Raw genomic sequence first — 24,980 nt, forward strand, 5'->3', positions numbered from 1 at the left:
CGTCGCCGGTCGACCCCGGCGGCGCCCCGCGGGGCGGTACCCCGCTGGAAACTGAACGGCCCGCGCCACCCGATGGCGCGGGCCGTTTGTCATGGTGTGCCCAGCATGGGCAGTTGCTTGGAGGTGGAAGTCCTCTAGAGGAAGCGGCAGTGCTAACTCTGAGCCGGAGGCAACGGCGTCACCGCGAGGTGGGGTCGGGAGGAAGCCCGAGGCGAAACCCTGCACTGAGGAACACGAACCGCATACAAGGCAGTCCGGTCGGGGTGAGCCAGCCATGGATGGCGAAGCCCGTCACTGCCAAGACGGCCGGGGTGTAGATGCGGCAGGCGTAGGGGGAAAGTAGCTGTTCTTACCTGGGGAGGTCTGTCCGGGTGTCGGTTGTGCTGAGTATGTCGCCGCGCCGACGGCCGCGACCGCAAGGGAGCGGCTGACCGGGCAGAAGTCAGCAGAGGTCGTAGTACCAGCCGGGATCGCTCGTGGGCTGGGAAGGGCCGAACGTCAAATGGGACAGAGGAACCGGTGCCGCTCGTGCTGGTCACACAGATCGCAGCCACCCCGCCGAAGGCGGGCCTGCGGTGGGAGGGGACGGTGCATTTCCGTTGAGTACCGCCGTAGAGCGTAGTGACCTGTCGGCGCGGCCTGGAGACGATGTCCACCACGGCCAGGGGGATCTGTGGCAGCGAATGCTGTCCAGCGCGAACCTGGCCGCGGCGCTCGAACGGGTCGAGACCAACCGGGGTGCCCCGGGTGTGGATGGAGTCACTACCGCTGATCTGCGGGGATGGCTGCGCGAGCACTGGGAGGGCGTTCGGGAAGAACTCGACGCGGGGAGATACCGGCCCTCGCCGGTCCGCCGGGTGATGATCCCCAAGCCCGGGGGCGGCGAGCGGATGCTGGGTGTTCCCACGGTGCTGGACCGTTTGATCCAGCAGGCCATCGCGCAGGTCCTCACCCCGATCTTCGACCCGGAGTTCTCCGGGTCTTCGTTCGGGTTCCGTCCCGGCCGGTCCGCCCATCAGGCGGTGCGGGTCGCGCGGCGGGCTATTGAGGACGGCCACCGATGGGTCGTGGACATCGACCTGGACCGGTTCTTCGACCGGGTCCAGCACGATGTGTTGATGGCCCGGGTGGCGCGCAGGGTTGACGACCGCAGGGTGCTGCGACTGATCCGGTCCTTTCTGGAAGCCGGGATCATGGCGGACGGGGTCAAGATGCCGAGCGCGCAGGGGACCCCGCAGGGGTCTCCGCTTTCGCCGGTCCTGTCCAACATCATGCTCGACGACCTGGATCGGGAGCTGTGGCGTCGCGGTCACCGGTTCGTGCGCTACGCCGATGACATCCGTGTCTTCACGCGTAGCAGGCGGGCCGCTCACAGGGTGCTCGACTCGATCACGGTCGTGGTCGAGCAGCGGTTGAAGCTGAAGGTGAACCGGGAGAAGTCGAAGGTGGTTCCGGCATCCGTCGCGACGTTGCTGGGGTTCGGTTTCTACTTCACCCGGGCCGGGGTGCGTATCCGGGTCGATCCCAAGGCGCTCAGGCGCTGGAAGGTGCGGATCCGGGAGCTGACCTCGCGCCGGTGGTCGGTTGCGATGGAGTATCGCATCGGCCGGTTGAACCGGTTCATCGTCGGGTGGATGGGTTACTTCCGGCTCGCGGACACCCCCAGGGTGTTCCAGGGGTTGGATGAATGGCTCCGCCGCAGGATGCGGCAGGTCCGTTGGAAGGAATGGAAGCGGGCCAGGACCCGCCGCCGGATGTTGCGCTCGCTCGGTATCTCGGATCGTGTGGCCCGGGACTGGGCGATCAGCAGCAAGGGGTACTGGCGGATCGGTGGCTCGGTCGTCCTTCAGCAGGCGCTGCCCAACTCCTACTGGGAGGGCTTTGGTCTGCGGATGCTCAAGCCGACCTGGCAGCGGTTGAGATCAGTTTGACGAACCGCCGGATGCGGGCCCGCATGTCCGGTGGTGTGGGGGGAGGGCCGGGCGACCCGGCCCTCCTACCCGATCCTGAGCCCTTGCCGCGGGGCGTCGGGCAGCGGCCACTCGTCGGGGCCAGCCACGTGCGGCAGGATCGCCGTCGCCGTCGAGCGTCCGGGCTGGTGGGCCCGTTCCGGCAGGCATGCGTGTGTGCGTCGCAACCGTGTGCGTCGCAACGGTACGAAGCGCTTGGCGAACAGCGACACCTTTAAAAGTTGTGTATCCCCCGAAGTGGCCGGATACGGCCAAATGCCCCTGAGGGCTATGGGTGGGTTTGTTGTCTTCTGTTCTTTTTGTGATGCCGATCGGGTCGCGCAAAAGACGCCGTTTGGTCACGAGGGTGGTGTGGGGCACACGGGTGGCGTTACCGTGATGTTCTATTAGGAAAGTTTCCTAACAAAAAATCGCCATGCCCCACGGTCCCCGACACCGCCGTGCCCCCTTGCTCGAAGGAGCCCCGTGGCCACCGAAATCGCGGCCTCCCCACCACCGGACACAGGTGGATCCGGGCCCGCCGCCCCCCGGAAGAACAACCCCCTCCTGAACCGGATCTGGCGCAACTACGTCTTCGTGAAGGTCCGCAAGGCCTTCGTCGTGGTCTTCGTGGTGGCCAACGTGACGTTCTTCCTCGGCCGCGCGATGCCGGGCGACCCCATCGACGTCATGGCGGGCCGTCTCACCCAGGGCGGCATGTCGATGAACGAGGCGCGGGCCATCGCGATGAACTCGCTGGCCTACGATCCGGAGGCGTCCCTCCTGCGGCAGTGGTGGGAGTTCCTCGTCGGGCTCGCCACGCTCGACCTCGGCAACACGATCAACCGCCCCGCCTTCAGCGTCACCGAGGCCATCGGCGCCTACCTCCCCTGGACCCTCTTCAGCATCGGCGCCGGCACCCTCATCGCCATCGTCCTCGGCCTCGCGCTGGGCATGGTCATGGCCTACCGCCGCAACCAGTTCCTCGACCACGTGCTCAGCGTGGTCGCCTCGGTCCTGGGCGCCGTCCCGAACTACCTCATCGCGATGCTCCTCGTCGTCGTCGGCGGCATGTACCTGGGCTGGTTCAACCCGATCGAACTCCGCGGCACCCTCAGCCCCGGCGTCCAGCCCGGGTTCACGCTCACCTTCATCGGCGACGCGTTCTACCACGCGGCCCTGCCGATCTTCACCTACGTGCTCGCCATCATCGGCACCTGGATGCTCGTCATGAAGGCCTCCACCACCGAGGTGCTCGGCGAGGACTACGTGACCGTCGCCCGGGCCCGGGGCCTGCGGGACAGCCGCATCGCCACCGCCTACGTCGGCCGCAACGCCGTCCTGCCGCTGGTCGCCCAGATCGCGATCTCCTTCGGCACCCTCGTCGGCGGCGCGATCTTCGTCGAACAGGTCCTGGTCTACAAGGGCGTGGGCGGACTCCTGCTCGACGCGGTCAACTACCGCGACTACCCGCTCCTCCAGGGGCTGCTCATCATCATCACCTCGTGCGTGGTGATCGCCAACCTCGCCGCGGACCTGCTCTACAGCAGGCTCGACCCTCGTATCCGGAAGTAGGGGGACGCACGCATGGCAGTCACCACCGCAACCGGTCCCGCGCCCGCCGCAGGCGTCTGGGGCAGCATCTGGCAGGGCATCACCCGCAGCACCAGCGGGTTCATCGGGCTCTGCCTGGTCCTGAGCGTCCTGCTCTTCTCCTTCGTGGGCCCCCTGCTCATCGACAACCACAACCCCACGGACGTCAGCAGGATCTGGGGTCCGATGAGCTCCGAGCACTGGCTCGGCACCAACCACGAGGGCAAGGACACCCTCACCCAGCTCATCCTCGGCGGACGCGAACCCATCATGGTCGGTCTCATGGCCGCCCTCATCACCGTCGCCATCGCGGTCACCCTCGGCGCGATCGCCGGTTACGTCCGGGGCAGGGTCGACCACTTCCTGCTCCAACTGACCGACATCACGATGACCATCCCCTTCATCGTTCTGATGCTGGTCATCGCCTCCTTCTACCGGACCTCCTCCCCGATGGTGGTCTCCTTCATCATCGGCCTGGTCACCTGGCCCTACCTGATGCGGTCCATCCGCGCGCAGGTCCTCACCCTCAAGGAACGCGAGTTCATCGAGGCCGCCCGCCTCCAGGACCTGGGCACCACCCGCATCCTGTGCGTCGAGGTGCTGCCCAACATGGCGGGCTACATCTTCATCAACTTCATCATCGCCATCACCAACGCCATCTACGCGGTCGTCGGCATGTACCTGCTGGGCCTGCTGCCCAGCACCGCCGACAACTGGGGGCTGATGATCCAGCAGGCCTGGGACAACAACGCCTTCCTCCTGCCCCAGGCGGCACCCTTCCTCGTCGCCCCGATGGTGATGATCATGCTCTTCCAGATCGGGCTGGTCACCATGACCCGCTCCCTGGAACAGGCCCTCAACCCACGACTCCGGGACAGGTGAGCCCAGTGAACGACCACCCCACCGCCCGGGACAGCGACAACGGGGCCCTGCTGTCGGTCCGCGGGGTCGACGTCGGCTACCGCACCGGCCGCAGGACCCACGTCACCGCGGTCCACGACGTCTCCTTCGACCTCCACCCCGGCCAGTCCATGGCCCTGGTCGGCGAGTCCGGCTGCGGAAAGACCACCCTCGGCCTCGGGCTGCTGCGGCTGCTGCCGCGCACCGGGGTCGTCCCCAAGGGCGAGATCCTCTTCCGCCGCAAGGACGGCACCCGCGTGGACGTGCGCACCCTGGAGAAGGAGAAGCTGCGCCGCTTCCGCTGGAACGAGGCGGCCATGGTCTTCCAGGGCGCCATGAACGCCTTCAACCCGGTGCTCAAGATCGAGGAGCACTTCCTCGACACCTTCCGCGCCCACGAGCGAGCCGGGCGGCGCCGCCCCCGCAAGGAGATCCTCGAACGCTCCGCCGAGCTGTTGGAGATGGTCCGCCTCGACCCGGTCCGGGTACTGGGCAGCTTCCCGCACGAACTCTCCGGCGGGATGCGCCAGCGCAGCCTCATCGCCCTGGCCCTGGCCCTCGAACCCCAGCTGCTCATCCTCGACGAGCCCACCACGGCCCTGGACATCCTCACCCAGCGCTCCATCGTGGAACGCCTCGCCGAGCTGCGCGAGGAGCTGCGCTTCTCGATGGTCTTCATCACCCACGACCTCGGCCTGGCCGCCGAGCTCGCCGACCGCGTCGGCACCATGTACGCGGGACGGCTCATCGAGACCGGCACCACCCGGGACATCTTCTACCGCTCCCGGCACCCCTACACCTCGGCTCTGATCAACTCCGTGCCGCCGGTCGTGGGCGACCTCCACGTGCCCGAGTCCCTGCCCGGCGGCCCGCCCAGCCTGAACGCGCTGCCCCCGGGCTGCTCCTTCGCGCCCCGTTGCGCCCACGCTCTCGACTCCTGTACCGCCACCCGTCCCGTGCTCGAGGTGCTCAAGCACCGCGACGCGGGCCTGAGCCACACGGCGGCCTGCTTCCGCTCCACCGACGCCGCACTCCACGCCGAGGGGGTCTCCCGTTGATTGACCGGACCGTCAACCCCGCCCACGCCGAACCGCGTCCCGACGACACCGCCCCGCGCGCCGCCAGCACGGTCGAACCGGCCCCCGGGACCGTCATCGGCGCCGCCGCGACCGCCCGGGCCCTCGGCTCCGATGAGCGCCGCGCCGAACCGCCGGTGCTGTCCCTCAAGGGCGCCCAGCAGATCTTCAAGACCTCGAGAGGCGAGGTCCCCGCCGTCGCCGGGGTCGACCTGGAGGTCCGCCCCGGCCAGGTGCTCTGCCTGGTGGGGGAGTCCGGCTGCGGCAAGACCACCACCGCCCGCATGGCCGCCGCCCTGTCCGACCCCACCGCGGGTGAGGTCCTGTTCCGCGGCAAGGACGTCGCCACGATGGACAAGCAGGAGCGGGCCGCCTTCCGGCGCTCGGTCCAGTACATCCACCAGGACCCCTACGCCTCCCTCAATCCGGTCCGCACCGTCTACTCCACGGTCTCCGCCGGACTGCGCCGCCACAAGCTGGTCAAGGGCCGCGACGAGGCCCGCCGCGTCACCACCGAACTCCTGGAGCGCGTCGACCTCACCCCGGCCGAGGACTACCTGGACAAGTACCCCCACCAGATGTCCGGCGGCCAGCGCCAGCGCGTCGCCGTGGCTCGCGCTCTGGCGATGAACCCCGAGGTGATCATCGCCGACGAGTCCACGTCGATGCTGGACGTGTCCATCCGGGTCAGCCTCCTGAACACCCTGGGCAGGCTCCGCGACGAACTCGGCGTGAGCTTCCTGTTCATCACCCACGACCTCGCCGTGGCCAAGTACTTCGCCTGGCGGGGCGAGATCGCGGTCATGTACCTCGGCAAGGTCGTGGAGCACGGGCCCACCCCGCACGTGGTGAACGATCCCCGGCACCCCTACACCAAGGCACTCATCTCCGCGGTCTGCGAGCCGGACCCGGACCTGGCGAAGAACAAGGAGCGGGTCCGGCTGCGCAGCGCGGACATCCCCGACCTCACCGACCTGCCGCCAGGCTGCGACTTCCACCCGCGCTGCCCGATCTACGCCCAGGGCAGCTGCGACACCGTACGGCCTCCGCTGGTCCGCAGCCACGACCGGTTGCTGGCCTGCCACGTCGTCACCAGGGGGTGAGGTGAGTTGCTGCTCCTGATCGGACGCTTCGGCCTGTTCGCCGGAGCGTTCCTCACCATCACATGCACCCTCATGGCCGTGTTCACCTCCCCCGGCACAGCCGAGTTCGTCATCAGCGTCGTCACCATCGGTATCGGCCTGGTCGTACTCGCCCTCGGCTGGATCGCCGTCCTTTTCGAAAGGAAACGCCAAGAATGACCCCCACCCCCTCGAACAACGCCCTCCTGAACGAGCTGAGCAGGAGGCGGCTGCTCAAGGCCGTCGGTTTCGGCGCCGTCGGTGTGGCGGGCGCCAGCGCCCTGTCCGCCTGCTCCGGTGGCAACGGTGACAGCGACGGCGTCACCAGGTTCGCCGGCGTCTTCGACTTCGACCTGGACTCCCAGACCCGCAACGTGCACGTCGAGGACGGCGCGCTGCTGATGAACTCCGTCTACCGGGACCTCTTCCTGTGCAGTGGCGCCTTCTACAACTGGGGCGCGCACGAGTGGGACTACCTCCTGTTGGAAGGGCACGAGTGGGACGGCGACGACCTGATCGTCTCCCTGCGCTCGGGTCTGAAGTGGAGCGACGGCACGGAGCTGAACGCCGACGACATGGTCCGCAGCTACGCCATGCGCGTCCTGGAGGCCCCCTCGTGGGGGACCGGGTTCCCGCAGGTCCAGGACCTGGAGAAGCTGGACGACCTGAGCGTACGACTCGGCTTCGAGGACCCGTTCCCCAACATCGAACTGAGCATCCTCAAACACCGCATCGTCTCCAAGACCACGTACGCGGACTTCGGCGAGCAGGCCCTGGAGCTCGTCAACGGCGGAGTCCGCCAGGGCGACGACGATCACCTCGAGTGGAACGCCGAGTTCATCGAGTTCAACCCGGACGAGATCGTGTGCAGCGGTCCCTACAAGTTCGACCGGGCGCAGATGACGGACGCGCGGATCACGCTGGTGCGCAACGAGGACGGCTACCGCGGTACGGAGGTCAACTTCGACGAGGTCGTCGTGCACAAGGGTGACAACCGGCAGTCCGCCCTGCTCGTGCAGCAGGGCGAGGTCGACTACTCCACCCTGGCTCCCTCCGCCGCGGACCAGCAGGCCTTCCAGGGGGTCGATGGCTTCCGGTGGATCGAGCACCCTGGTTACGACGGCTGCGGCCTGATGTTCAACTACGCCGCCAAGCCCGAGCTGAAGGACGTGCGCGTGCGCAAGGCGCTCGCCTACGTCCTCGACGGCGACCAGATCGGCCAGGTGGCCCGAGGTGAGGCCTACGGCCGGGTCACGCACTACGCGGGCCTGGCAGACATCCAGGCGGAGGAGGTCTTCAGCGCCGAGGAGCTCGAGGACTTCGAGACCTTCGACCAGGACATCGACAAGGCCACGGAGCTGCTGGAGGAGGCCGGTTGGACCAAGGAGGACGGCAAGTGGTACCTCCCCGACGGCGATGAGGCCAGTTTCGAGGTCATCGGTGTCTCGGGTTGGGGCGACTTCGAGCTGACCGCCACCCAGGTCGAGGAGGCATGGAACAGCTTCGGTATCAAGACCGAGGCGCGCAACGTCCCCGAGGACAACCCGTGGGGTATCTGGGCCGCCGGTGACTTCGAGGTCGCCGTGCGCCACTGGGGCAACCCCGAGCTGCCCGACTACTGGGGCGCCTTCCAGATGAACTTCCTCGCCGAGAACGCGGGTACCGAGGACTCTCCGGGACAGTCCTTCGACCTCAAGGTGGAGAGCCCCTCACAGGGCGAGGTCGACCTGGAGGAGTTGGTGGACACCGCCCGGCGCGCCGAGTCCGAGGAGGACCAGAAGGAGGCCGTGCGGGTCATGGCGATCGTCTTCAACGAGTTGCTGCCGCGTATCCCGATCTGGACCTACAAGTATCTCGCTCCGGCCATCGAGGGCGTGCGTGTCCAGGCGTTCGACGATGACCACCCGGCCGCGCAGAACGACATCTACGAGGACAACCCCATCATCCTGGCGCTGATCCAGGGTGATCTGACCTCGAACGAGGGCTGAGGCCAGCCGGGGAGCGACCCCGAACCCCGCCCGGTCCGGCCGGGCGGCAGGAGTGATCCCCTGTAGGGGCGAGTGCCCGCGGCCTCGCCCCTACAGGCGTGTTTGGAAGCGCTGCCGTGGGCGGACCCGAACGTGAGTCCGGGGGATTACGGGCATGCGGAAGTTTGTCCACCGGGGGGCCGTTTGTGCGCGTTCGGGGGCAACGCAGGTAGTCTCCCGTGCATTCGCACGCGCATCCGCGTCGTGTCACCCTCCGGCCCCGTCCGCCCCTGGATCCCATGGCCCCCTGACCGCCCCGGGGCCCCGACTCCGGCCTCCTCGGGCGACTCCACACCCCGCTCCACACCCCTTGTTCGCCCCCCTGCTCCTGCTCCTCGAAAGGACTGGCGCACCATGCCCAAGGACCTGTACGAACTCGGAGAGGTTCCGCCGCTGGGCCACGTGCCCGAGCGGATGCACGCCTTCACCATCCGCCGGGAGCGCTACGGCGAGCCCCGCGACGCCTTCGCCCGCGAGATCGTGCCGGTGCCGGAGCTCAAGCCGGGCCACGTCCTCGTCTACACGATGGCCGCTGGCATCAACTACAACAACATCTGGGCGGCCAAGGGCCACCCGGCGGACGTCATCGCCGTGCGCGAGAAGGCAGGGGAGCCAGAGGGGTACCACATCGGTGGTTCCGACGGCTCCGGCGTGGTCTGGGCCGTGGGGGAGGGCGTGCGCGGGGTCGAGGTCGGCGACCACGTCATCACCGCCCCGGGCCAGTGGGACGAGAGCGCGGACGACATCCGCATGGGCGGCGACCCCATCGCCTCCAAGAGCATGCGCGTGTGGGGCTACGAGCAGAACTTCGGGTCCTTCGGCCAGTTCGCCCTGGTCCAGGACGTCCAGTGCCACCGCAAACCGGACAATCTGACCTGGGAGGTCGCGGCCGGTTTCCTGGCCAGCGCCGCCACCTCCTACCGGCAGCTCTTCGGCTGGTACCCCAACGTCGTGCGCCCGGGCGACCCGGTGCTGATCTGGGGTGGCGCGGGCGGTCTGGGCACCTCCGCGATCCAGCTGGCCCGCCAGGCGGGCGGCAAGCCGATCGCCGTGGTCTCCACCCCGGAGAAGGCCGAGCTGTGCCGCGAACTCGGCGCCGTCGGCACGATCCTGCGCACCGAGTTCGACCACTGGGGCCGGGTTCCCGACGAGAGCGACCCCCAGGCCTTCGCGGCGTGGATGCGCGGTGCGCGGTCCTTCGGCAGGAAGTTCTGGGAGGAGCTGGGAGAGCGGCGTTCGCCCCGGATCGTCTTCGAGCACACCGGGGCCGACACCCTGCCCACCTCCCTGTACCTGTGCGACAACTCCGGGATGGTGGTGATCTGCGGTGCCACCTCGGGTTTCCAGGCCGACGTGGACCTGCGCTTCCTGTGGATGCGGCTCAAGCGGCTCCAGGGCTCGCACTTCGCCTCGCCCGCGCAGTGCCGCATGGTGATCGATCTGGTCGCGGGCGGCCAGCTCGACCCCTGTGTGACCAAGACCGTACCCTTCGACGAGATCGGTGAGGCGCACCAGTTGATGCGGGACAACAAGCAGCCGCCGGGGAACACGGCGGTCCTGGTCAACGCCGCTCCGGGGCAGTTCGGGCTGGACCTGTGACCCGGACCGCGAGCTGACGTCTCCCTCTGACGCAGGGACCTCCGGGTGTCACTGAGAGAGAGGTGACACCCGGCAAGAATCCGACAAAGCACCTCAAATCGACCGGATTTCGCATGGGTTGAGTAGCTTGTTTCTCAGTGTTCACGCACGTCAGAAGGGTATGGTCCGGCGCTCTTTCGGTGCTTCTTTGATTCTTCTGTCAAACTGGGCATCCTTTGTTAGTCTGACGAACCGAACGACGGTTCCCGGTGGAAGAACAGCAATTGTGTGGAGCGCGGACACTTGTCCTGCGGATCGGGCTCGCGGCGCCGATCCCGCTGTCACAACGCGCATGCGCTCCCACCACGGACGGAGCCGTCGAGGCGTTCCCCCGGCGTTCGGGACGCCTGGTCGTATCACGGGTCGAAAAAGACCCAGGAAACGATTTCCTCCCTGGTCAGGGCGGTGGTGCGGGGCCACCGCCAATCCGCCCACCTGATTCGAGGAGACGAGATTGTGGCACAGGCGCAGTCACCGCACGAGCGCGATGACCACTCCCTGGCCAAGATGAAGTCGACGGAGGATGGGCACGGAACAAGGCGTGAGGGAAGGTTTCGCCGGGCCATCTCCCGGATGGTCAAGTCCCAGACATCCTCGTCATCGGAGAGCGAGCAAGGACATCCCGTGCATCAGCCCGTGCATCCGCACTCGCGGAACCCCGACCAGACGGCGGACGGCGAGGAGACAGCCGTGACGGAGCCCCCCACCGGACCCTTCTCCGCGTCCGCCGAGAACGGTTACCGCCCCACCTCCCGGACGAGCGTCCCGAACCCCTACACGACCAGGAGCGTCGACGTCGATGATGTCGACACCGGCGCCAACCCGGTCGGTCAGTGGCGCGGCGTCGGACTGGACGAGCCCGAACCGCGCAACCCGTACACCCCCGCCACCACGGACACCATGACCGACAACCCCACACCGGAGGGCCCCACCATGCCAGGGAGCCCCACGCCAGGTAACACGGAGCGGCCCGAGGCCCCTGTGCAGTCGGCGGCACCAGCCTCTTCCGCCCCCGAGCCGGCGGCCGACCACCGGTCGACGCCGGGGCAGCACACCGCCCGCGAACCCCACCGCCCCGAAGCCCAGCTGCCCGAGCCCCAGGCCCCACCCCAGGAGTCGCAGCTCCACGAATCCCAGCCGCGGTGGCCCGCGGCCGAGTCCTCGGCGTCCGGTAGCCAGTGGGAGCCCCAGCAGGCGCCCTACGAGCCGCGACGGTACGCCGACCGCCCGCAGGCCCCCTACGAGCCGCCGCACCGCGATCAGGCCCGCCCCCAGGGGGCGGAGCAGGGCCAGGAGCACCGGCCTGCCGGGCACGACCCCCAGGCCCCCCTCGGGTACCAGGGTCACCCGGACCCGAACGGCTACCGGGACCACCAGGGTTACCAGCAAGCACAGCGTTTCGAGCAGGCACAGGGTTATCAGCAAGCGCAGGGCCTCCGGGGGCAGAGCTACCCGGACCCGGGCCACCCGGGCCAGGGCTACCCGGCAGACCGGCGCGGCCCCCAGTACCCGGGCAACCAGTACCCGGGCAGCCAGTACTCCGACAGCCCGTACCCCGGCAGCCCGTACCCCGAGAGCCAGCAGGGACGTCCCGGCCACCCGGGAGGCCCGCGCGGCCACCAGGGCCAGCCGCCCGCACCCTACCCGTATCCGCAGGCCGAGTACCCGCCGCAGCTGCCCGTGCCGCCGCTACAGCACTACCCGGTGCACTACGCCCACCCGCAGCCGCTGCCCTACCAGAGCGCATACCCGCTGCCCTACCAGCCGCCCGGTTACGTGCTCCCGGGGCAGCCGGTGATCTACCCGGGCCAGTTCGGTGCCTACGGCCAACCCAACCCGTACGGCCAGCCGGTGCAGCACGTGATCGTGCTCGCCGCCGGACAGCAGCCGCAGGTGGTCACCGCCGAGTCGGCCGCCACGCTCTTCGCGGAGCGCAGCGAACCGACTGTCTCCCAGGAGGTGCGTCAGGACAAGGCGCTCACCCGTTCAGGGACGGACGAAGAGGCCGCCCCCGAGCACTCCGAGGGGGCGGCCCAGGCGCAGCCGTCCGCCAAGTCCCCGAAACAGACCGACCCGGCGGCCGCGGTCGACGCACCCGTTGCCGAGCATCCGGCCAAGGACACCGCCGAGGAGACCACGGCGGAGAAAGCCGAGGCAGCCGCGGCGGCCAAGGCGGAGGTGGCCGAGGCCGTCTCCGAGGCCCTGCTCAACCCGGAGGCCGGATCCGGGGGCAGAATCCTCAACGAGGCGCTGGCCGGGCTGGCCATGCGCGACCTCTCCCTGGTCGACGCCCTACTGGAGACGGTCGAGGCGCTGGAGACCGATGCCCAGGACCCCGACCTCCTGGACAAGCTCTTCCAGATCGACAACTTCGCCACCCGTATGCGACGCAACGGGGAGAACTTCCTGGTGCTGACCGGGCACGACGGCGGCGAGTCCGACGCCCACGACGAGATCGTCCCCCTGCTCGACGTCGCCCGCGCCGCGACCTCGGAGATCAAGGACTATCCCAGGGTCAGCCTGGGCAAGCTCCCGCAGGCCTCCATCACCGGTCTGGCCGCCGACGACATCAGTCACCTCCTGGCCGAGCTGCTGGACAACGCCACCGCCAACTCGCCCGAGCACTCACAGGTGGTGATCAGCGCCCGCGAGCTGGAAGACGGCCGCCTGATGATCATCGTCGAGGACGAGGGCGTGGGCATCCCCGAGGACCAGCTGGCCGAACTCAACGGCCGCCTCAGCGGTGAGCCGGTCCTGGACGACGAGGTACCCAAGCACATGGGCCTGTACGTGGCCAGCCGGATCGCGAAGAAGCACGGCCTGGAGACCAGGCTGGAGCCGCGCTCCTTCCGCGGGCTCAGCGCCTTCACGATCGTCCCCAAGGGGCTCCTGCGCGTGGCCACGCCCCGCCAGCCCGGACAGACCCGTACCTCCATGATTCCCAGCACGAGCGCCCCCGTGACCTCGACCGGCCCCATCCCGCAGCAGCCCGCCAACGGCAAGCCGCTCAACGGCAGCGGCAGCAACGGCGGCGGCGCGAACGGCAACGTGGCCGCCGGTCCCGGCGCCTCCAAGGACGCACCGCCCGCGACCACCGGCGGTACCTCCGCGGTCACCGCCGCCGGCCTGCCCCGGCGCAGCGCCACCCCGCACGGTTCGCCGCTGCGGATGATGCCGCACCCCGGAGCGCTCTCGGAGACCCCGCCGCCCCCGCCGAAAGGCCGGGAGGACACCCCGCCCAAGCTCACCGGGCAGGCCCGGGCAGAGCAGATCCGCGACGAGATCGGCGACTTCCTCGACGGGGAACGCGCCGCCATCGAGGGCGAGGAGCTCGAGGGCGACAAGGAATGACCTCCAACGCTGCGGCCCGCGCCCTGGGCGCGGGCCCCCACACCCCAGACCCCCAGCGAACACGACACTCGGCCGAGGCAGGTAGAGCACAAGCATGACTGAATCCACGAACGACAGCGTTGAGAACTTCTCGTGGCTCATCGACCGGTTCGTCCGGGACGTGCGCGGTGTGGAGCACGCCGTGGTGGTCTCCTCCGACGGCCTGGTCCTGACCCACTCCAGCGACTTCCCCGAGGAGCACGCCGAGCAGCTCGCGGCGATCTCCAGCGGTCTGCACAGCCTGGCGGTCGGCGGGGCCAGTCTGTTCCAGCGAGGAGAGTGCGAGCAGCTCCTCGTCCGCTTCAACCACGGCCACCTCTTCATCATGGCCATCAGTGACGGTTCCTGCATGGCGGTGCTCACCGCACCCGGTACCGAGCTGAAGATCGTCGGTTTCCAGATGGCCAAGCTCGTGGACAACGTCGCCCACGTGCTCACTCCGCAGCTGCGCTCGCAGCTGCGCGAGGTCATCCAGAACTGACGACGGTGACCCGTAACGGTTCGGCAGGAATGAGGTTGCCGCGGCTATGAGCTTCCGCAGGCGAAGGAGTAACCGTGTTCGCCCGTTCACCTTCACGGGTGGGCGGACGCGGTCACGGCATCCGCTGATGGTGCAAACCCTGGTCTCGACGTCCGAGCCCGGGCAGGAACCTCCTGGCACCCTCATGCCGGAGTCGATCAGTATTTACAAACTGTGCCGGGAGACACGGTCTCTCGCCGAGGTGTCGGCCGAGCTGAACATCCCCCTGGGAGTCACTCAGGTTCTGGTCAGTGACCTGGCCGAGCAGGACCTGGTGTACATCCACCCGACCATCACCGGCAGCAGTCCGTCCGAAAACCAGGTTCTGGAGAGGGCTCTTCGTGGTCTCGAACGACTTTTCCAGTGACAACAGGTCGAATCGCAAGAAGATGTCGAGCAAGATCGTCATCGCCGGTGGCTTCGGTGCCGGCAAGACGACCTTGGTGCGCTCGGTGTCGGAGATTCCGCCGGTCACGACTGAAGCGATCATGACCGAGGCCAGTGTCGGGCACGACGACACCTCGGTCACACCCGACAAGACGACGACCACCGTCGCGATGGACTTCGGCCGCATCACCATCGACGACGAACTGGTCATGTACATGTTCGGCACGCCGGGCCAGGCCCGGTTCTGGTTCATGTGGGACGATCTGGTCCGCGGCGCCGTGGGCGCCGTCGTCGTGGTCGACTGCCGCAGGCTCGCGGATTCCTTCGACGCCGTCGACTACTTCGAGACCAGCAAACGCATTCCCTACATCGTTGCGCTGAACAAGTTCGAGGGCCGTCTGGACTACACCTCCGAGCAGGTCCGCGAGGCTCTGGAAGTCAGCCCGGAGGTCCCTATCATCGATTTCGACGCCAGGCACAGGACGTCCGGCGGCGACGTGCTCAAGACGCTGTTGCGGTACGCGCTCGAGCACAACCGTGCGAGCGAGCCCGTCGCCTGACAGGCAGGGAGCGTGTGGACCCCCAACCGGTCGATCCTCCCCACGGCCCCGTAGGTTCCCCAGGAAAGTTAGCGACACAATGCGCAAGATCCTTATCGTCGGCGCTGGCCACGCCGGTCTGCACCTGGCTCACGGTCTCCTGACCCATGGCTACGACGTCACGGTGATCACGGGGCAGTCCTCCACTGAGATCCGTACGGGGCGGTCCTCCGTCACGCAGTTCACCCTCCCCACGTCGCTGAACCACGAGCGTGAGTACGACCTCGACCTGTGGAGCGTGCTCTGTCCGCAGGTCCGCAACCAGAGGATCCACCTCTATCCCGGCAAGGACAAACCGGCCCTGTCCTTCGTGGGCCGGACAGGCAGGGCCAACGACTACATGGTGTCGGTGGACCGCCGGGTGAAGATGGCCGACTGGCTGGAGTTCTTCGAGGACCGCGGGGGCAAGGTCGTCATCCACGGCGTCACCGTGACCGACCTCGACTACTTCTCCCGCATGTTCGACCTGATCATCGTCGCGGTCGGCCACGGAGAGCTCGGCCAGCTGTTCGACTACGACCAGAGCCGGTTCAGCGGAGCCAGGCCCCGGTCCATGGCCCAGGCACTGATCTACGACGTCTGGCCGGACGCCGGCGACGACCCCAACGTCGGCTGGGCGGCCTCGGCCGCCGACGCCGGGAACACCATCCTCATGCCGATCCTCAGCCAGGAGGGCCCCTGCCACGCCCTGGTCATGGTGGACAAGCGCGGCGGGCCCATGGACGCCTGGCCCGACCGGCCGGGCCCCGAGGAACAGCTGCGCCGCATGAAGGACCTGATGCGTCGCTACGCGCCGGAGTACTACGAGCGCATCAAGGACGCGGCGTTGGTGGAAGGGTTCGGCAGTACCCTGACCGACGAGGTCACGCCCCAGGTGCGCAACCCCGTCGGTGTCCTGCCCTCCGGGGGGAGGGTGCTGGGTATGGCCGACGTCGTCGTCACGATGGACCCCTACGTCGGCCAGAGCTGGAACAACTCCATGCACTGCGCGAAGGCCTACCTTGAGGCGATCATGGAGCACGGGGACCGTGATTTCGACGAGGACTTCCTGGTCAGTGCGTTCGATCGGTTCTGGGAATTCGGTCTGCACAACCAGCTGTGGTCGGAAATGAATTCCACCATGTGGGACCAGGGTGACCTGCCGGATTACTTCCACGATCTCATCGACGGTGCTCAGCGCTACCCGGAGATCGCTGACCGGTGGATTCAGGGCTGGGACCACCCGCCTGACTACGCCTCTTGGCTCCTCCAGCCGGAGGAGGCGCTGAAGTACCTGGCCGAAGTCCGGGCGCGCAACGGGGGGTGAGCCGGGCCTGGAACACTTCGGCATGCCCAATGTCCACGGACATTGGGCATTTCTATTCGGTAACGAAGCTGTTAAATCCCTGGTTGTGTCGTGTTCTGAATGTGGTGGCGCTAATGACCGAAAACTAGGGTTCCGTTGTCATCTGTCCTGAATCGCGGATACCATCCACCCTGCGTATGACTCAAAACCGCATGTGAGGTACGTGTGGTTCATGCGTCAATGGAGTTGTATGCGGCTTGCTTGTCCTGTCTGTCGATTCTCCGGAGCACGCGGATTTCGCTGACGGGGCCCGTGACGGTCACTTCTGGACCTGACCTGTGCAAAGAGGGCGGTGCGCGTGCATCTTCACGTGACGGGCAAGCCAACCCCGTGACATGACCCCGGGCCGGGACCCGCCCGGGGTGAGCACGTCGAGTTCGACCGGAGGAACGCGATGACCAGGGACGTTGACAGCGATAACGTGACCCGCTCGCCCATCGCGGTCGTGGGCTTGGCCTGCCGTCTTCCGGGGGCTTCGACCCCGGACTCCTTCTGGCGGCTGCTGTGCGAGGGCCGTGAGGCCATCACCCCGCCGCCGGAACGGCTCGGGTGGACCCCGCTTGAGCGGGACCACCGGTGGGGCGGCTACCTGGACCGCGCGGAGGACTTCGACGCCGCCTTCTTCGGAGTCTCCTCGCGTGAGGCGGTGGCCATGGATCCCCAGCAGCGGTTGATGCTCGAACTCAGCTGGGAGGCGGTCGAGAACGCGCGCACCGCCCCCGACAGCCTGCGCGGCACGAGGACCGGCGTCTTCACCGGGGCGATCTCCTCCGACTACTCGCTCCTCCTGCGGGACACGCCCGCATCACACCACAGCCTGACCGGCGGCCAGCGCGGCATGATCGCCAACCGCGTCTCCTACTCGCTCGGCCTGCGAGGGCCGAGTATGACCGTGGACAGCGGGCAGTCCTCTTCCCTGGTCAGCGTGCACACGGCGATGGAGAGCCTGCGCAGCGGCGAGTGCGACCTTGCGCTGGCCGGCGGTGTCAACCTCATCCTGCTGCCCGAGAGCACCGAGTACGTGGCCCAGTTCGGTGGCCTCTCTCCCGACGCCCACTGCTACACCTTCGACGCCCGCGCCAACGGATACGTCCGCGGCGAGGGCGGGGCCGTGGTCGTCCTCAAACCGTTCGACCGTGCGCTGGCCGACGGCGACCACGTTTACGCGGTCCTGGCCGGCGGCGCGATCAACAACTCCGGCCCCACCTCCTACCTGGCCCGCCCCGAACCCGAGGGCCAGGCGGAAGCCGTGCGGGCGGCCCACCGCAGGGCCGGGATCGACCCCTCGCAGGTGGGCTACGTCGAACTGCACGGCACGGGCACCCCGGTGGGCGACCCGGTCGAGGCCACCGCGCTCGGCACGGTCTTCTCCGGGTGCTCCGGCGCCCTGCGCGTGGGCTCGGCCAAGACCAACGTGGGACACCTGGAGGGCGCGGCCGGGATCGTCGGCCTGTTGAAGGTCGTGCTCAGCCTCTCCCACGGCCTGCTGCCCCCCACCCGGAACTTCGCCGAGCCCAATCCCGCGATCGACCTCGAAGGGCTGGGACTGGTTCCGCAGACCGTCCGGGAGCCGTGGCCGACCGACACCCCGCTGGCGGGCGTGTCCTCCTTCGGCATGGGCGGGACCAACTGCCACCTCGTACTGGCTCCGCCGCCCCGGCGCTCTCCGGACACACCCAACCCGGCCTCGGGGGAGGGCACGCTCGACCCCGTGCCCTGGGTCCTCTCGGCCCGTTCGGAGGAGGCGCTGCGCGCCCAGGCGTCGGTCCTGCACTCCTTCGTGTCCAAGAGGCCCGGCCTGCGACCCGAGGACGTGGGTTACTCACTGGCCGCCACCCGCACGGTCATGGAGCACCGCGCGGTCATCCTCGCCTCCGCGGGTAGCGGCACGCGCGAACTGGAGTCCGTCCGGCCCTCCGGCACCCCGGTCATCGTCCGTGACGGACGCGGTCCGGTGCTGGTCTTCCCGGGACAGGGCGGGCAGTGGGAGGGCATGGCCCGCGCCCTCCTGGACGGCGACGGCCAGCTCGCCCGGGTCTTCGGCCGCAGACTCCGGGAGTGTGAGCGAGCCCTGGACCCCTACGTGGACTGGTCCCTCACCCGGGTGCTGCGCGGGGAGCCGGGGGCGCCGCGCTACGCCGGCTCCGGGGCCCGCGTCGACGTCGTCCAGCCGGTCCTGTGGGCGGTCATGGTGGCGCTGGCCCGGGTGTGGGAGGCCATGGGGGTGCGCCCCGCTGCGGTGATCGGCCACTCCCAGGGCGAGATCGCCGCGGCCCATGTGGCCGGGGTGCTGACCCTGGAGGACGCCGCCAAGGTGGTGGCTCTGCGCAGTCAGGCCCTCACCGCGCTCGGCGGCAGCGGGGCCATGGCCTCGCTCGGACTGTCCGCGGAGCACGCCCAGGAACTCCTCGACTCACTGACCGACCTGCACCTGGCCGCGGTCAACGGCCCCGAGTCCGTGGTGGTCTCCGGCAGCCCCGCCTCGGTGCGCGCCGCCGTGGACCACTGCGTGGACGCCGGAGTGCACGCCGCGCTGGTCGATGTCGACTACGCCTCGCACTCCGCGCACGTCGAACAGGTCCGCGAGACCCTGCTCGAACAGCTGGCCGACGTCAGGCCGCGCCCGGCCCGGATCCCGGTCCTGTCGACCCTGACCGGTGGGAAGCTGGGTGAGGACGGACCGGCCATGGACGCCCGGTACTGGTACCTGGGGCTGCGCAACCCCGTCCGCTTCGCCGACACCGTGGCCCTGGCCGCGGCCGACGGCCACACCGCCTTCGTCGAGGTCGGTCCGCATCCGGTCCTCGCCCACGGGATCGAGCGCGTGCTGGCCGCCCGCCAGGTGCGCGGCGCGGTCCTGGAGACCCTGCGCCGGGACCGGGGAGACCAGGCCCAGCTGCTGACCGCGGCCGCCCAGGCGTTCACCTCCGGTCTGGACGTTGACTGGGAGAACCTTTTCAGGGGGTCGGGCGCGCACCGGATCGACCTGCCCACCTACCCCTTCCAGCGCACCCGTTATTGGCCCGAGCGCATCCCGGCCGTGCTGACCGCCGAGGCCCCGGCGGCACCCGGAACCGGTGACGAGACGGTGCCCCCGGGGGACGGCGGCACCGTTCGGCTGGTGGCGTCCCTGAGCGCCCGGATCCTCGAAGAGGACGGTCTGGACCCCGCGGACGAACAGCGCGCCTTCCGTGACCTCGGTTTCGACTCCATCATGCTGCTGGAGCTGGCCGACCTCGTGGAGGAGGAGACCGGGATCCGCCTGGACGACGCCGTCCTCTTCGAGCTGCCCACTCCGGCCGCGCTCGCCGGACACCTCGCCCGGGAACTGGGCGAGGAGCCGGGCGGGTCGGTACCCCCACCGGTGGAGTCCGCGCCGCGCACTCCGGCCGCCCCGGTCGGTTCGATGCCCGCCGCCTCCGGCGACGACCCGATCGCCATCACCGCGATGGCCTGCCGACTGCCCGGCGGGGTGCGCTCCCCGGAACAGCTGTGGCGGTTGGTGGAGGAGGGAACCGATGCCATCGGGCCCTTCCCGGAGAACCGTGGCTGGGACCTCGACTCGCTCTACGACCCCGAACCCGGCACTCCCGGGCGCACCTACACGCGCGAGGGCGGATTCCTCCACGACGCCGACCTCTTCGACCCCGGCTTCTTCGGGATCAGCCCTCGGGAGGCGGACGCCATGGACCCCCAGCAGCGGCTGCTGCTGGAGACCTCCTGGGAGGCTGTCAGGCGGGCCGGCATGGACCCCGCGAGCCTGCGCGGCCAGCAGGTGGGCGTGTTCGTCGGGGCGATGCCCACCGAGTACGGTGCGCGCCTGGCCGACCCGGCCAGCAGCACGGACGGCGGATACCGGCTCACCGGCAGCACGCTGAGCGTGGCCTCCGGCCGCATCGCCTACGTGCTCGGTCTGAACGGCCCTGCCCTGACCATCGACACCGCCTGCTCGGGATCACTGGTCGCCCTGCACCAGGCGGCCGCGGCCCTGCGCCGGGGCGAGTGCTCCATGGCCCTGGCCAGTGGCGCGACCGTCATGGCCACCCCCGGCATGTTCCTGGAGTTCTCCGCCCAGCGCGGCCTGTCCCCGGACGGCCGCTGCCGCGCCTTCGGTGCCGGGGCCGAGGGGACGTCCTGGTCGGAGGGGGTCGGTGTGCTCCTGCTCGAACCGGCTTCCCAGGCGCGCCGCAACGGTCGGCCCGTGCTGGCTCTGCTGCGGGGCAGCGCCGTCAACTCCGACGGGGCCTCCAACGGCCTGACCGCCCCCAACCCGGAGGCCCAGGAACGGGTGATCCGGCAGGCCCTGGCCTCGGCGGGGCTGACCCCCGGTGAGGTGGACGCGGTCGAGGCGCACGGTACGGGCACCCGGCTCGGCGACCCCATCGAGGCCCGTGCCCTGATGTCGGTCTACGGTGGCGAGCGCGAGCACGACCTGCTGCTGGGTTCGCTCAAGTCCAACATCGGCCACACCCAGGCCGCCGCGGGGGTGGCCGGGGTGATCAAGACCGTGGAGGCGCTGCGACACGGACGCCTGCCCCGGACCCTGCACGCCGAGGAGCCCACCGACCGGGTCGAGTGGAAGGGCAGCGGTGTCCGGCTGCTGTCCGAGGGGGCGGAGTGGCCCGACACCGGTCGGCCCCGGCGGGCGGCGGTGTCCTCCTTCGGGATCAGCGGTACCAACGCGCACGTGGTGTTGGAGGGGGTGGCTGACGAGGGCGCCCCGGTCACGGTGCCCGACGACCCCTTCCGGCGGTCCCGCCACTGGCTGACGCCGAGCGAGCCGGAGGCCCGACCGGCGGAGTCGGCGGTGCCACTGCTCGACGAAGGACTCACCCTGGCGGACGGGGGAGTGGTGTTCCGGGGGCGGGTCTCCGTCGCGGACCATCCCTGGGCGGCCGAGCACCGTGTGCTCGGCCGGGTGATGTTCCCCGGGACCGCGCTGCTGGACCTGGTCGCCAGGGCCGGGCGGAGCGTCGGCGGGGACACCGTCGCCGACCTGGTGCTGGAGGCCCCTCTGACACTGGGCCGGGACGGGACGGCGGAGATCCAGATCATCGTCGCCGCTCGCGACGTGCTGGGGCACCGCGAGGTGAACGTGTACGCACGGCGCGGGGCCCGTGACGACACCCCGTGGATACGGTACGCCTCCGGCTCCGTGACCGGCGCGCGCCCTGCCGATGCCGCCGCCGGGGACACCGCCCCGGAGACCGGCGATGGCCTCGGTACCCTGCCGCCGGAGGGCGCCGAGCGGATCCCGGTCGACTACACCGACCTGCGCGCCCTGGGTTATGACTACGGTCCGGCCTTCCAAGGGCTGCGGTCGGCGCACCGGCACGGGGACGAACTCTTCCTGGAGGTCGAGCTACCGGACACCGCTGGTGGGAACGGGGCTTTCCACGGTCCTCACCCGGCCCTGACCGACGCCGTCCTGCACGCGGTGCTGCCCGGGGGCGATGCCGAGGTCCGCCACGGCCCCATGGTGCCGTTCGCCTGGACCGGGGTCCGGCTGGCTCCGGCCGGAGGAGAGGAACCCTCCCGGAGTCTGAGGGCGCGACTCACCCCGCTGGGCGACGACCGCTACCGGCTGCTCGCCACCGACACCGGGGGCGTTCCGCTCTGGACCGTGGACGAGCTGCTCCTGCGGCCTCTGGACGAGGACGCGCTGCCCGAGCCCGAGCCGGGCGAACTCCCGGAACTGTACGAGTTGGTGTGGGAGCAGGTGGCACCGCCTTCGGAACCGGAGGCCGAGGGCCCCTCTCCCAGGCCCCTGCCCGCTCTCGGTGATCTGGAGCCGCAGGGACCCGTACCGGAGCTGGTCTGTGTCGAACTGCCCGCCTCCGCGGTCTACGCCGAGGGCGACGCCCTGCCCGACGCGGTCCGGCAGGGGCTGGAATCGGCCCTGGAATCGGTCCGCGCGTGGCTGGCGGACGAGCGCACGGTCGACTCCCGACTGGTCCTGGTCACCTGGCGGGCGGTGACCACCCACCGAGGGGAGCCGTTCCCCGGGGTCGCCGCCGGTCCGGTCTGGGGCCTGCTCCGTACGGCCCAGCGCGAGCACCCCGGTCGTCTGGTGCTGCTGGACTCCGACGGTGCCGAGGAGTCCCACCAGGTGCTGGGCGCGGCGCTCGGACTCGACGAACCGCAGATCGCCCTGCGTGCGGGCACCGTCCTGGTACCCCGGCTGAGAAGGTCGACGGACGCTGCGGAGGGGGTCCTGGCCCCGCCCGGTCGCCTGTGGCGCGCGGACACCCGGAGCCCGGGCTCGCTGGACGCACTGGAGGCCGTGCCCTCGCCCGCGGCCGGGGCTCCGCTGGCCCCCTCCGAGGTGCGCCTGTCCGTCCGGGCCGCCGGGGTGAACTTCCACGACGTGGTCACCGCCCTGGGCGTGGTCGACGACGGTGTGGGGGTCGGCATCGAGGGCGCCGGGGTCGTCCTGGAGACCGGTGCGGACGTGACGGACCTGGCCCCCGGTGATCGGGTGGCCGGTATGTTCGACGGAGCCTTCGGGCCCTTCGCCGTGGCGGACCGCGCCCGACTGGCCCGGATACCCGAGGGGTGGACCTTCGAGCAGGCGGCGGCCGTCCCGGTGGCCTTCCTGAGCGCCTACCACGGTTTGGTGGACCTGGCCGCGGTGCGCCCCGGCGAGAGCGTGCTCGTGCACGCGGCCGCCGGGGGCGTGGGCACCGCCGCCGTCCAGCTCGCCCAACACATGGGCGCCAGGGTGTTCGGCACCGCCAGCCCGCACAAGTGGTCCGGGCTGGCCGCCTACGGCCTGACCCCGGAGCGGCTGGCCTCCTCCCGCACGCTGGAGTTCGAGTCCCGGTTGAAGGAGGCCAACGACGGTCGGGGCCTGGATGTGGTCCTCAACTCGCTGACCGGCGAGTTCGTGGACGCCTCGTTGCGCCTGTTGCGCTCGCCCAAGGACGGTCGCGGACCGGGGGGCCGGTTCGTGGAGATGGGCAAGACCGATATCCGCGACGCCGACGGAGTGGCGGCCGAGTACCCGGGTTGCACCTACGACGCGTTCAGCCTGCCGGACGTGGACCCGGAACGGATCGGCCACATGCTCGCCCGGGTGATGGAGCTGTTCGAGGAGGGCGCCCTCCACCCGCTGCCCACCACCGTGTACGACATCGGCGAGGTCCAGGAGGCCTTCCGCGCCCTCCAGCGCGGCGAGACCGTCGGAAAGCTGGTCCTGCGCGTCCCCGCGCCCTTCCCGATCGAGGGCACGACGCTGATCACCGGAGGCACCGGCGGGCTCGGCCACCGCCTGGCCCGCCACCTGGTCACCGGGTACGGGGTCCGGAACCTGCTGCTGCTCGGCCGCCGCGGCCCGGACACCCCCGGGCAGGCGGAGCGGACCGCCCAGCTCGAGGCGCTCGGCACCCGCGTGGAGGTCGTCGCCTGCGACGCGGCCGACCGCGAGGACCTGGCCCGTGTGCTGGCCGAGGTGCCGCGGGAGCGCCCGCTGTGCGCCGTGGTGCACGCCGCCGGCGCCCTCGACGACGCCACGGTTGCCTCTTTGACCACCGAGCAGCTGCACGCCGTGCTCCGGCCCAAGGTCGACGCGGCGTGGAACCTGCACGAGCTCACTGACGATCTGGCGTCCTTCGTCCTGTTCTCCTCCGCGGTTGGGGTGCTGGGCAACCCGGGGCAGGCGAACTACGCGGCGGCCAACGCCTTCTGCGACACCCTGGCCCACCTCAGGCGTGACGCCGGTCAGCCGGCCGTCTCGCTGTCGTGGGGGCTCTGGGCCGGGGGCAGCGGGATGACGGGTCACTTGGACGGGGCCGATCTCGCCGCTCTCGGCCGGAACGGACTGCGGCCGATGCGGCCCAGCGCGGCGCTCGGCCTCTTCGACACCGCCCTTGCCCGAAACCCGGTCCACGCCGTGCCCGCGTGGCTCACCCCGGCCGCCGACGTCAGCGTCTTCCGAGGGCTGCTGCCCGAACCCGGGGCCGGCCCCGCCCCGGTCTCCGCTGCCGCCTCCGGAGCCGGGGGCGGGACCGGAGCAGGTGAGCTCGGGGACCCCGCCGCGCGCTTCGCTGCCATGGAGGCGGGAGAACGGACCCGTGCCCTGCTGGACGAGGTCCGCGCGCACACCGCCGTGGTCCTGGGCCACCGGGCCGAATCGGCGGTCCGTGTGGACCCCGACCGCCCCTTCACCGAACAGGGCACGGACTCACTCACCGGCGTCGAGCTGCGCAACCGGCTCAGCACAGCGGTCGGTGTGCGAGTACCGGCCACGGCCGTCTTCGACCACCCCACGCCCCGGGCCCTGGCCCGGCTGCTCGACAGTCTCGTGAACCCGGAACCCCCGGCTGAGACCGGGCGGACCGAGACGCCTCCGGCGGAGGACGGAGGCCAGGACGCCATCGACGCCATGGGCGTCGACGAACTGGTGGACCTCGCTCTGCGGGGACCGAGCGTATGAC

The 24,980-nt window shown here is 69.8% G+C and carries 14 protein-coding genes; all 14 read left to right on the plus strand.

Annotated features, from left to right (window positions below; genetic code table 11):
- Window positions 1-599 precede the first annotated feature (599 nt).
- The gene (ltrA, locus tag NE857_RS08700; protein WP_254417703.1) at window positions 600-1,931 is read left to right on the plus strand and encodes a group II intron reverse transcriptase/maturase; all 1,332 of its coding nucleotides are present in this window, start codon (window positions 600-602) and stop codon (window positions 1,929-1,931) included.
- 504 nt (window positions 1,932-2,435) lie between these two features.
- Window positions 2,436-3,524, plus strand: coding sequence for an ABC transporter permease (locus NE857_RS08705; protein ID WP_254420511.1), 1,089 nt, complete (start codon window positions 2,436-2,438; stop codon window positions 3,522-3,524).
- Window positions 3,525-3,536: 12 nt separating this feature from the next.
- Window positions 3,537-4,424 carry an ABC transporter permease gene (locus tag NE857_RS08710; RefSeq protein ID WP_254420512.1) on the plus strand — a complete coding sequence of 296 codons (888 nt, stop codon included), beginning with the start codon at window positions 3,537-3,539 and terminating at the stop codon, window positions 4,422-4,424.
- Between the two features lie 5 nt (window positions 4,425-4,429).
- The gene (locus NE857_RS08715) at window positions 4,430-5,500 is read left to right on the plus strand and encodes an ABC transporter ATP-binding protein (RefSeq protein WP_254420513.1); all 1,071 of its coding nucleotides are present in this window, start codon (window positions 4,430-4,432) and stop codon (window positions 5,498-5,500) included.
- Window positions 5,497-6,621 carry an ABC transporter ATP-binding protein gene (locus tag NE857_RS08720; RefSeq protein ID WP_254420514.1) on the plus strand — a complete coding sequence of 375 codons (1,125 nt, stop codon included), beginning with the start codon at window positions 5,497-5,499 and terminating at the stop codon, window positions 6,619-6,621. Before NE857_RS08715 ends, NE857_RS08720 begins: the two co-directional genes overlap by 4 nt.
- Window positions 6,622-6,627: 6 nt before the next feature.
- Window positions 6,628-6,819 (plus strand): hypothetical protein, encoded by a 192-nt coding sequence (locus NE857_RS08725; RefSeq protein ID WP_254420515.1) that lies wholly within the window; start codon window positions 6,628-6,630, stop codon window positions 6,817-6,819.
- Window positions 6,816-8,627: an ABC transporter substrate-binding protein gene (locus tag NE857_RS08730; protein ID WP_254420516.1), complete on the plus strand. Its 1,812-nt coding sequence runs from the start codon at window positions 6,816-6,818 to the stop codon at window positions 8,625-8,627. The genes NE857_RS08725 and NE857_RS08730 overlap by 4 nt, the downstream gene beginning before the upstream one ends.
- 393 nt (window positions 8,628-9,020) lie before the next feature.
- Entirely contained in the window at window positions 9,021-10,265 is a 1,245-nt protein-coding gene (ccrA, locus tag NE857_RS08735) for a crotonyl-CoA carboxylase/reductase (protein WP_254420517.1), read from the plus strand.
- Window positions 10,266-10,994: 729 nt separating this feature from the next.
- Window positions 10,995-13,655 (plus strand): sensor histidine kinase, encoded by a 2,661-nt coding sequence (locus NE857_RS08740; RefSeq protein ID WP_254420518.1) that lies wholly within the window; start codon window positions 10,995-10,997, stop codon window positions 13,653-13,655.
- Window positions 13,656-13,749: 94 nt separating this feature from the next.
- Entirely contained in the window at window positions 13,750-14,175 is a 426-nt protein-coding gene (locus NE857_RS08745; RefSeq protein ID WP_017581967.1) for a roadblock/LC7 domain-containing protein, read from the plus strand.
- A gap of 46 nt (window positions 14,176-14,221) precedes the next feature.
- On the plus strand, window positions 14,222-14,581 hold the full coding sequence (locus NE857_RS08750; RefSeq protein ID WP_013151545.1) for a DUF742 domain-containing protein: 360 nt from the start codon (window positions 14,222-14,224) through the stop codon (window positions 14,579-14,581).
- Between the two features lie 22 nt (window positions 14,582-14,603).
- On the plus strand, window positions 14,604-15,161 hold the full coding sequence (locus NE857_RS08755; protein ID WP_184373052.1) for a GTP-binding protein: 558 nt from the start codon (window positions 14,604-14,606) through the stop codon (window positions 15,159-15,161).
- 79 nt (window positions 15,162-15,240) lie between these two features.
- Window positions 15,241-16,506, plus strand: coding sequence for a styrene monooxygenase/indole monooxygenase family protein (locus NE857_RS08760; protein WP_184370830.1), 1,266 nt, complete (start codon window positions 15,241-15,243; stop codon window positions 16,504-16,506).
- A gap of 433 nt (window positions 16,507-16,939) precedes the next feature.
- A complete protein-coding gene (locus NE857_RS08765; RefSeq protein ID WP_254420519.1) occupies window positions 16,940-24,979 on the plus strand; it encodes a type I polyketide synthase in 8,040 nt (2,679 codons plus the stop codon).
- The last annotated feature ends 1 nt before the right edge of the window (window position 24,980 follow it).

The organism is Nocardiopsis exhalans, assembly GCF_024134545.1.
Classification (GTDB): domain Bacteria; phylum Actinomycetota; class Actinomycetes; order Streptosporangiales; family Streptosporangiaceae; genus Nocardiopsis; species Nocardiopsis exhalans.